The sequence below is a fragment of the Desulfurococcus sp. genome (assembly GCF_038881575.1).
Lineage (GTDB): Archaea > Thermoproteota > Thermoprotei_A > Sulfolobales > Desulfurococcaceae > Desulfurococcus.
Window position 1 is genome coordinate 56,121 of sequence record NZ_JAVZPN010000004.1, and the last position, 7,032, is coordinate 63,152.

Annotated in this window: 10 protein-coding genes; 2 read left to right on the forward strand and 8 right to left on the reverse strand. The window is 46.2% G+C overall.

Features of this window, described 5'->3' with window-relative positions; translation table 11 throughout:
• Positions 1-20 precede the first annotated feature (20 nt).
• From QXV08_RS05040 to QXV08_RS05075, 8 genes are all read right to left on the reverse strand, one after another.
• Positions 21-245 (reverse strand): HypC/HybG/HupF family hydrogenase formation chaperone, encoded by a 225-nt coding sequence (locus QXV08_RS05040; protein ID WP_342785135.1) that lies wholly within the window; start codon positions 243-245, stop codon positions 21-23.
• Between the two features lie 10 nt (positions 246-255).
• Positions 256-1,293, reverse strand: a complete 1,038-nt coding sequence (hypE, locus tag QXV08_RS05045; protein WP_342785133.1) for a hydrogenase expression/formation protein HypE — start codon at positions 1,291-1,293, stop codon at positions 256-258.
• Between the two features lie 50 nt (positions 1,294-1,343).
• Positions 1,344-2,897 (reverse strand): dihydropteroate synthase-like protein, encoded by a 1,554-nt coding sequence (locus QXV08_RS05050; RefSeq protein ID WP_342785131.1) that lies wholly within the window; start codon positions 2,895-2,897, stop codon positions 1,344-1,346.
• Between the two features lie 9 nt (positions 2,898-2,906).
• Complete coding sequence (locus QXV08_RS05055) at positions 2,907-3,620, reverse strand: flavoprotein (protein WP_342821422.1); 714 nt, start codon at positions 3,618-3,620, stop codon at positions 2,907-2,909.
• A 12-nt stretch (positions 3,621-3,632) separates the two neighbouring features.
• Positions 3,633-4,022, reverse strand: coding sequence for a dihydroneopterin aldolase family protein (locus QXV08_RS05060; protein WP_342785127.1), 390 nt, complete (start codon positions 4,020-4,022; stop codon positions 3,633-3,635).
• Positions 4,015-4,644: a 6-hydroxymethylpterin diphosphokinase MptE-like protein gene (locus QXV08_RS05065; RefSeq protein ID WP_342821423.1), complete on the reverse strand. Its 630-nt coding sequence runs from the start codon at positions 4,642-4,644 to the stop codon at positions 4,015-4,017. The genes QXV08_RS05060 and QXV08_RS05065 overlap by 8 nt, the downstream gene beginning before the upstream one ends.
• Before the next feature lie 115 nt (positions 4,645-4,759).
• A complete protein-coding gene (locus QXV08_RS05070; protein ID WP_342785123.1) occupies positions 4,760-5,632 on the reverse strand; it encodes a GTP cyclohydrolase, FolE2/MptA family in 873 nt (290 codons plus the stop codon).
• Complete coding sequence (locus tag QXV08_RS05075) at positions 5,619-6,164, reverse strand: hypothetical protein (RefSeq protein ID WP_342785121.1); 546 nt, start codon at positions 6,162-6,164, stop codon at positions 5,619-5,621. Before QXV08_RS05075 ends, QXV08_RS05070 begins: the two co-directional genes overlap by 14 nt.
• Before the next feature lie 188 nt (positions 6,165-6,352).
• On the opposite strand from QXV08_RS05075, the gene QXV08_RS05080 reads away from it, so the two are divergent.
• Positions 6,353-6,730: a class II SORL domain-containing protein gene (locus QXV08_RS05080; RefSeq protein WP_342785119.1), complete on the forward strand. Its 378-nt coding sequence runs from the start codon at positions 6,353-6,355 to the stop codon at positions 6,728-6,730.
• Between the two features lie 5 nt (positions 6,731-6,735).
• Positions 6,736-7,032 (forward strand): hypothetical protein (locus QXV08_RS05085; RefSeq protein ID WP_342821424.1); only part of this gene is annotated, 297 nt, incomplete at its 3' end.

A 7,032-nucleotide genomic window follows, 5' to 3' on the forward strand; every position in this document is an offset into this window, starting at 1 on the left:
GACCCCGGTTTCACGGTGTTCTAGACGCCACTGATCTCCGCAAGGAGCCTGAGTGTTTCCTCCGCCTCCTCTCTGCTGATCTTGCTTATGGCTACACCAGCGTGGACGATGACATAGTCGCCTACCTCCACTTTATCCAGTGCCGATATGACCTCGCGGATCACACCACCAATCCTCACCTTCAAAGTCTTCAGCTCATTATTATCCTCAATACCTACGACCTCGCCTGGGACGCCTAAACACATAGTACTCCACCTAACATATCCTCGGCAAATTATATGCTTGAGGGGGAATAATCGTTAAACCCCCAACCTCTGTTAAAGCAACCACCCGACCCCTCAACTCCCTTGATTTAGGCTCGACGACTTCCCCTATGATATATGGGTTCTCACCGTTTCTACGGAGGGCCTCAACTACTTTATCCGCTGCCCCGCTTCTAACGCTTAACACTGCGACACCCTCCGATGCCAGTGTAAGAGGATCTACCCCAAGCATCTCAAGGAACTCCGCCACCTCTCTTCTAACAGGTATCTTCCCTTTGTCAATAATTATTGTGAAGCCACTGGAACGAGACCACTCATTCAGTATCGCGGCGAGTCCTCCTCTAGTGGGATCCCTAGCCGCGTTTATGTAGTCACGGTACTCCTCGATTACTGGTAAAACGGTTTTAACAAGAGGCCTTGCATCGCTTTTAAGCCCGGGTGCATCGTTAAGCATGTCCAGCTGGGCAGCTAATATTGTTGAGCCATGCTCCGCAATATAGTTTGTAACTATTATTTTATCGCCAGGCTTTATAGAATCAACCACGGGTGGTTTGTTAGAGACCCCTATGGCGAAGCCCGAGATAACTACTCCATCAACACTTCCCCTTGGCATGACTTTGAAGTCCCCGCCAATCAATGCGACATTGTTTTCAACGAGCGTTCTAACCATAGAGTCCACTATGTCTTCCAACTCCCTTATAGCGAAACCCTCTTCAACAACTATGTTATCCATGAATGCTACTGGTCGAGCCCCCATCATTACCAGGTCGTTTAATACTCCTGAAGCAACGAGTTCACCTATATTTCCACCTGGAAAGAACAATGGTTTCACAGTATATGCATCGCTAGCGAACACTATATATGACTCACCGATCCTAAGGTATGAGCCGTCGTCGAGTACGTCTAGACCTGCTCCCCCTGGTGTGCTCCAGAGGTCTCTGGGTACACGCCCACGTATCAGCTTCTCTATTATATCCCATGACTCGATTCCGCCGGCCCCGTGGAGGGTTGTAATTATTTTATCCTCCATTAATGAAAGCACCTCTAAGACTGCTATATGGGGTGTTGAAACCTATATTTTTAAGCATCCCCGAATAAATCCTCTTCTTGAACATATTCTTTCCCGGTTTTCAACGCTACATATGCCTTACTTAACTCGTAGCCCAAGTAGAAATAGTGCTCGGGCTTTGAAGCAAGCTGTCTCCCAGTTATCTCTGAAAGTATAGCGTATGGATCATTCCCGATGATAGTGTAGTCGGGCTCTAATTCTCCGAGCCTGTAGTGCTCGACGATGATGTTTCCAGCATCATGATCCACATATATCTTAAACACGCCTTTTGGATCGATCCCCGAGCTCCTTCTTTCCCTAGCATGCAAGATTATGCCACGCTGCCTGGTATAAACAGACTTCCTCCGCTTATCCTTCAGTAACAAAAGGTTCATGGATAAATCCTTTGGAGGCCTGGACTCGTTACGCGCTATAAGGCACATGTCGAGGGCTCTTCTAAGCTCCCTGGTGGAGCCACGCGTCTTCACACTGGCCTCAGTTGTCAAATAAGCTTCAACCCCGATTTCAACACCTATCGATGCTAGGATAGCGTTTACGCCAACGCTGTCAGCGTCTATTAGCTCGGTAACGTTTCCAACACCCATTAATAATGGGGTATGAGGGAACAACCGTCTTGCCGCCCTGTATCTCTCTAGAGAGGATGCAAGCCCGCTAAGCGGGGGGTCTAGGATGGGATCCACTATTATCTTTGAGAGCCCTTCCTCCACAGCCAGCTTATATGCCTCTACAAGACTGCTAAGCTTGTCTTCCCCGTGGATGCTGTGATCTGGTATCAAGACAACGCCTTTATCGCTAATGGATGATGCATTATCGAGCATCCTTATCTTAGAGTAACTGAGACTCATTAATACATCTGCTCCGGCCTCAGCAGCTTTCAATAGTGCGTTGACATCCCCCACATCCACGCCAATGGGTCTTCCAAGCCTCTTCTTTACTTCTGAAACCACCTCTTCAATGATGTCTACTGGTGTGTTATGGGGAAACCCGACTACAACTATGTCGGCTCCATCGAGTAAAGCTTTCTCGGATTTCTTGACGATGTCGTCAAGCGTGTATGCATCATGCCCCGTGTATACCTCGTGGATGATAATAGGATAGACGGGGCTCACGTAGATTTTGTATCTATCCCCTATGGTGAAATAGTATTGTGTACTAGCCTTTTCTCTGAGACCCCTGAGAACCTCTTTATCTCTCTCAGCCCTGTAGAGCCTTACCACATCATCTGCTGGCGTCCTGGGTGAGAGTTCAATGCCATTGGAGATGGCTTTAATCATTAATGGGATGTCATACATGTACTTCACCCCCTTTACAACTGGTTTACCAATAAGTTCTGATATCCTTGTGAGGTCACCACTAGTGTATCCCGGGACTATAACCAGGTCCACGTTTCCAAGTACATCCATGTGCCTAGGCAACTCCTTCTCGAGATAAGTATCACTCATCATGGCTGCTACAGGTATTGGTAATTCCACGACCACTAACTCGATCCCGGAAACGTTGATCCCCGATGCTATTTTCCTAATAGCCTCCCCTGCTAGCCTACCAGTCACTAATGCTATCCTCAATTAATTCACCTAGATGTATTCTAAGACCCTATCAGGGTGATCTATTATTTCCACGCCCTTTATATCGTTAAGTCTCTTAATGATGCCCACGTAGAATGGATGTGGTTTAACCACAACTTCTACATCGAAGTGGATAGCGTTATAGGGGCATATTTTTCGACATATGAAACACCTTGTACACCTTGCAGGGCTAACCCTGACCTTGTGCCGAGGGTCAGGTCGTAGAGCACCCGTTGGACAGTTCTCAGCTGCAATACACTTGCTGCACATGGAGCATTTATCCCTATCTATTACAAGGGGTATCACGCTCTTAGACTCGTAGAGATCTACAGGCATGATTAAGACCGGGATATTATTCTTAACCGCATGCATTACCAGGTTGGATACCAGTGAGTCTGCTATCCCGTTAACTATTTTCGAGACAGTGTTCATGGAGGCTGGCGAGACAACCACCAAGTTATATACGCCCCTATATATTCTACCAGTAGACGGATACCCGGCATCATCTTCTTCCTCGAAGACCACGCCGATAGGATAAGGGCCTTGAAGAATACCTGTTAATTGATCTAGGTACCCATACATCGCTAGCACACTTCTACCGGCGCGTGAAACATATGCTGTGACGCCTACACCGTTATCCATGATCTTCGAAATAGCGTTAATGCTCTCCTTCAAGAAGGCACCGGCACCTGTTATGCCCCATGCAATATTCTTCCCTGGCATGAAGCGGCATCCTCAAAGCTCTTCAATATCCTCTATATATGCCAGGTTAAAGTCTAGTTCGGGAATATATCTAAGCCTGGCTACAACTCTTACATTGTTGTATCTAACCACTATCCTGGCATCTATGTGCCTCGTCTTCAGGGTGGTGTAGCTATATGGGTTCCCGGGGCTACCGCTTAGATCCTCCATCCTTATCTCTATCTTAGCATCCTCCCTGAAAGGCTGTGCTTTTACAGCGTTCTCGATGACCTTCCCTATTAACTCTATATCCTCCGGCCTCTTCACAGGTATACCTGTGAACTGGTGCACGATCATCCCTATAGCGATGCCTGCCTCGAATACTGCTCTATCTCTCGACGTGGTTTTACCTGAGAAATACTTTGCAGCTGGATCGCTAGTCAACTCTCTCCCCAATATACTTAAAGGAAACCCCTTTACCCGTTAAGTACTTGAGCATGTATGAGGCTACTTCAAGCTTCGCTTTTTTCAACCTCTTATTAAACGGGACGATTTTACCTGGACATATAGAGGGCTCTCCATAGAGGTCGAAGCCTGCTAGATATATCTCTCTAATACCTATAGCGTAAGCTATGAAGGCTGCTCTATCACCATCGGTGAATCCCCCGAAGTTGTACACGTGTGGCCGTGGCTCCACCTGTGTAGAGCCGATTAACGGGCCCTTAAACTCTCCGATAAACCTGTTTATCCTATGTATGTTATCCCCATGAGCATGTATCACGGTTATAGAGCCTTGATGCGAAGCCCTGGCTAGGTCATATATGTATCCATCTAGATCGGTGACAACGATATCCGGGCGGATACCATGTGATAGAAGGAGAGAGGTTGATCCATCAGCAGCTATAAGCAGGGCATCTCTAAGTACGCTGGTTTCAACAGCCTTCCCCAGGTCTCTCACAAGGCTATGACTGCATCCGAAAATAAGTGCACGATTTCTACCTTTGTAGGCTTCTTTCAACTCATCATACTCGATTATATTATCACGGTTTTCTAGAAGCCTACTCAATAAATCAGTGGATTCCTGATCCCTATCGAATGAAAGGTTTAGCCTGGACTTTATGTAATTATATAACGGTTTCCACTCAGAGGGATCTATTACCCAGCTCAATTAACCACCCTATTTAAGTCTTATTAATTATTTTAAAGCCGGCGATATCGGTTAACCTGGTTCTAACTATTGATTCAACAATATACTCATGTATGGTTTCATAGGACCTTACACTCACATATAATATTCCATTGGACCCACTGATTCCACGGTTAGCCGCTAGCTCGGCTAGCTTAACCGCTACAAGCCTGGCGATATCCTCTGTGAACAATGGCTTCTCATATATCATCTTAACGAATTCAGCCTCCTCAATCCTCTTAAGGTAGTTACGTGGCGTGTAGACAACTGTATTAAGCTTCTCGAAGACCTCTATGGGCTCGATAAGGGTTTTACTGGACTTAATATATGCATTAATCCTTACCTTCTGCATGTGGGTGTAGGGTTCTCCATATATATGCCTAGAGACCGCTCCTGCACATGGACAGGTGGTTAACCCGTAAATGCCTCCACCAGAGTATTCACCCATATTGCCTCCATGCTCATACCTCACGCCAGCGTATATAAAGCCGTTGCTAGAGTACTCCGGCACACCTCCCCGATCCACCGCATGATAGAGCCTCCCCTTAACTGAAACCATAGCTCTCACAGCATACTCGTTTACCTCGAGCAACCTTATGGCTAGCTGCCTCAGTAAATCCATTGTTAGCTCGGCACCTGGTTTCACAACCCCTGTATAAGCCTTGTATAAACGCGATAAATGAGCCCCCCTCAATGATGCCGGTAGGCTAACCGACACCTTGAATACCGGGATAACCATGTATTCCCTAATCTTCATAACGGGTCCACGAAGCCCTCTTAAGCCAACATTATCCACATCCAACTCGAAGGGGGATTTCTCACTGTGGACATCGGGGATCCCATTGTGGGCCACATCAACCACTTCCACTTACTTGACTACCCTTAACGCTCTCGATGAAGTTTGATACCTCATTGACTAGTTCATCTATTCTCTTAGAGCCCTCAAGTCTCCTGGTTGCTTTAACCCCATTATTCTCCACATATAATAGTAGGGTTGTCGGTGATGCATGGATACCGTAGTGTTCGAAGCTACCCCTAGCAATGCTTGAATCGCACTCCCTTGTAAACCAGTCGCAGAGTATGACGACATAGTGCGAATTCTTGAATGCAGAGCCGAAGAGCTTGACGAAGGGATACCAGTATGCATCATAACCTCTGCAAGCCGGACACTTGGCGTTATCGAAGTATATTATATATAATCCATCCTCCCATGGCTTAAAATAGTCTCCCTCTATTTGTTTCAGGATCCATTTACCGCTTGAATGATCGAATACATATACTCCATGAGGCGACTCCGGCCCAATGGACTCTACCTCTAACCCTACCCGGCCCTCTATCTTTCTCTCGGGTTTTGAAAGGAGCTTCCTTAACAGCTCTAAGATCTCTCGGTCATCACTCATTTATGCCACCTGTAAGCAGTATCAACACATTAGATATTGTAAGGGTAAATTAAATAATTGATTTGTCTCCTGGCTGGTAATCCCAGTTGTCCCACGGGTTATCATGGAGTATAGTTACTTGAAATACATGGCTCGCATTATTAAACTTTAAAAATCCATATTTTAATTTATTAGTTAGGGTGGATAATATGGCTGGATTAAAAGATCTCATATACACGCCCTCATCAGCCAAGGGAGAGGCATTGAGCAAGGTGGAAAGCCACACACCCAGGATAGAGGCCCCTGACTCGGTGAAACCTGGCGAGGTATTCAAGGTAAAAGTTAGTGTTGGACCCCATCCAAACACTGTGGAACACTCTATTAGATGGATAGAATTATACTTTGAGGAGGAGGGCCGGGCATTCAACCCCATCCTAATAGGTAGGTATGAGTTCACACCAGTATATAGCGAGCCCGTCGTGGAGGTATACTTGAAGATCCAGAAGCCGGGTAAACTAATCGCTGTCGAGTACTGTAACCTCCATGGCTTATGGGAGAACTACAAGGAAATAAAGATATCTGGGTAAGATCCTTGGAGAAAAACCGGTTACTCCATGAAGTAGTTTTTTCCGCCCTTGAAGCATATAATAAAACCAGGTCTCCCGAGGCCACTGCCCGCCTTGTAAGTATTAGTGAAGAAGAAGGAATAGTCGTGATCGAGTTCGAGGGTTCTTTCTGCTTAACTTGTGGTGTGAGGGATTGGGTGGAGGACTACGCATATGTATTAAGGTCTATGGGTTGCGAAGCTAGATTGATCGAATACAGGGAGCTAGGGGATAATGAGTTTAAAAGGCTTGGTGTATTTAAGCTAGACTTGTGTAAGCAGGGT

What these genes read in the sequence shown, in the direction of transcription:
- QXV08_RS05040 (WP_342785135.1), bottom strand. Translation starts at nt 245, where the DNA reads ATGTGTTTAGGCGTCCCAGGCGAGGTCGTAGGTATTGAGGATAATAAT.
- hypE (WP_342785133.1), bottom strand. Translation starts at nt 1,293, where the DNA reads ATGGAGGATAAAATAATTACAACCCTCCACGGGGCCGGCGGAATCGAG.
- QXV08_RS05055 (WP_342821422.1), bottom strand. Translation starts at nt 3,620, where the DNA reads ATGCCAGGGAAGAATATTGCATGGGGCATAACAGGTGCCGGTGCCTTC.
- QXV08_RS05075 (WP_342785121.1), bottom strand. Translation starts at nt 6,164, where the DNA reads ATGAGTGATGACCGAGAGATCTTAGAGCTGTTAAGGAAGCTCCTTTCA.
- QXV08_RS05080 (WP_342785119.1), top strand. Translation starts at nt 6,353, where the DNA reads ATGGCTGGATTAAAAGATCTCATATACACGCCCTCATCAGCCAAGGGA.